The sequence below is a fragment of the Methylobacterium sp. WL120 genome (assembly GCF_008039465.1).
Taxonomy (GTDB): Bacteria; Pseudomonadota; Alphaproteobacteria; order Rhizobiales; family Beijerinckiaceae; genus Methylobacterium; species Methylobacterium cerastii.
Window position 1 is genome coordinate 1 of the sequence record NZ_VRUT01000304.1, and the last position, 2,203, is coordinate 2,203.

The 2,203-nt window shown below is 76.1% G+C and carries 1 protein-coding gene; it reads right to left on the reverse strand.

What is annotated here, in order from left to right; genetic code table 11:
* Window positions 1–2,203 (reverse strand): UvrD-helicase domain-containing protein (locus FV229_RS26550; protein WP_147754773.1); only part of this gene is annotated, 2,203 nt, incomplete at both ends.

Sequence of the window (2,203 nt, forward strand, 5' to 3'; positions counted from 1 at the left end):
GCGCCGGCTCGGCCGGCGCCGTGCCGGTCTCCGGGCCGGTCCCGTCCCGCCACAGGGTGACCGGGCCGTAGGCGGTCTCCACCGCCTCGCCCTCGCCGAACGCCTGCACCATCCCGGTGCGGATCATCTCGCACCAGGCGGTCGGCCCCACCGGCGTCTGGCCGCGGAAGGGCGCGACCACGAGCCGGTCGGCGGCCCGCGTCATCGCCACGTAGAGCAGGCGGTTGTGCTCCTCCCGGGCCCGCACGTGCAGGGTCTCGCGCGCGGCGCCGATCGCCTCGGAATCGTAGGGTTTCGCGGTCGACCACACCGGCGGCACGTCGCCCGGCATCGCGAGCAGCGGCGGGTCGTTGCCGCCCGGCGCCTCGCAGCCGTCGATCATCACCACGACCGGGGCCTCCAGGCCCTTGGCGCCGTGCACGGTCATCACCCGCACCTCGTCGCGGCCGGATTCCATGTCGCGCTTGACCGTGTGGCCGGCCTCGCCCCGCCCTCCGGCGCAGTAGCGCGCCAGGAAGCCGGCGAGCGAGGGGGCGTCGGCCCCGGCCTCCGCCTGCGCGGCCCCGAGCAGGAACACGTCGATGGCGTCGCCCGCCTCGCCGCCGAGGCGGGCGACGAGGGCGGCCCGGCCCCCGCCCGGCCCGAGGAGGGCGGCGTAGAAGCCGAACGGTCCCTGCGCGCCCGCGGCGGCGATCCAGCCGGCGAGCGCATCGCGCCCACGGATCGCCGCCGCGTCTCCGGCCGCCGCGTGGCGGCCGAGCGCGTCCTCCAGGGTCTCGGACCGGTCGCGGTCGGCGGCGATGCGGACGAGGTCGTCGTCGGTGAGGCCGACCAGCGGCGTCTTGAGCGCGCAGGCCAGCGTCAGGTCGTCGGCGGGCAGCAGCCCGGCCCGGCCGATCGAGACCAAGTCGGCCACCGCGATGTGCGCGCCGACGTCGAGCCGGTCCTGGCCCGCCACCGGCACGCCGGCGCCCTTCAGCGCCCGGATCACCTCCTCGAAGGCGGGGCCACGCTTGCGCACCAGCACCAGAACCTCGCCCGGCCGCCAGACCCGGCCGCTGGTGTCGCCGGCGGTGACCCAGGTCCGCACCGCGCGGGCGATCCGGCGCGCGGTGACGATCGCAGGCGCGTTGGCCTCCGGCGCGTCCACGGGCGCCGCCCAGGCGTCGGGCTCGACCTCCTCCACGGGCTCCGCCACCGGCCACAGCTCGACCGTGCCCGGCGCCCCGGCCCGCGCCGTGGTGTGGACGGTGCCGACCGCCTTGTCCTCGAAGCCGAGGCCTTCGTAATGCTCGGCCACGCCGAAGGTGGCGTCCACCGCCCGCAGCACGCCGAGGGTCGAGCGGAAGGACAGCCCCAGCGCGACGTCCTCGAACTTGAGCTTGGCCGCCTTCGCCTCGCCCCGCCACTTGCCGTGCATGGTCGCGAACTCGCGCGGCTCGGCGCCCTGGAAGCTGTAGATCGACTGCTTCGGGTCGCCGACGGCGAAGCGCGTGCGCAACTGCTCGCGGGCGCCGGCCCCGGTGGCGAACTCGGCGGTGAGCCGGTCGAGGATCCGCCATTGCTGCGGGTTGGTGTCCTGCGCCTCGTCCACGAGGACGTGGTCGACGCCGCGGTCGAGCTTGTACAGCACCCAGGCGGCGTCGACCCGCGAGAGCAGGTCGAGGGTCTTGTGGATCAGGTCGTCGAAGTCGAGCGCTCCGAGCTTGGCCTTCTGCGCCTCGATCCGGCGGTGGATCTCGGCGGCGAGCGTGAACAGCGCCTCGGTGCGGGCGAGCGCGCGGGCGCCGCGCAGGGCGTCGAACAGCGGCACGAGCCGGTCGCGCTCGGCGGTCAGCGCCTCGCGCACGTCCTCGGGGACCGCCTTGGTGCCGAGGCTCTTGTCGGCCTTCGGCTCGTCCTTGGCGGTGAAGAACACCGCGCGATAGAGGTCGAGCCGCTCCGTCGCGTCGGTGGCGGCGTCGGCGGCGAGCAGGCCGTCGGCGAGCTTCTCGTCGGTCGCCTTCCCGGTGCGCAGGCGCGCGGCGAAGCCCGGCCCGTCGTCGATCCCGCCCTCCAGGATCGACGCCGTCACGGTGTCGGCGGTCTCGCCGGCGCGAAGGCCCAGCGCCGCGCCGAGCCGGGAGAATTGCGGCCGCAGGCCGCCGCCCGCGCCGAGCACCGCGCGCGCGGCCATCGCCTGCCGGATCGCCTTGCGCAGGGC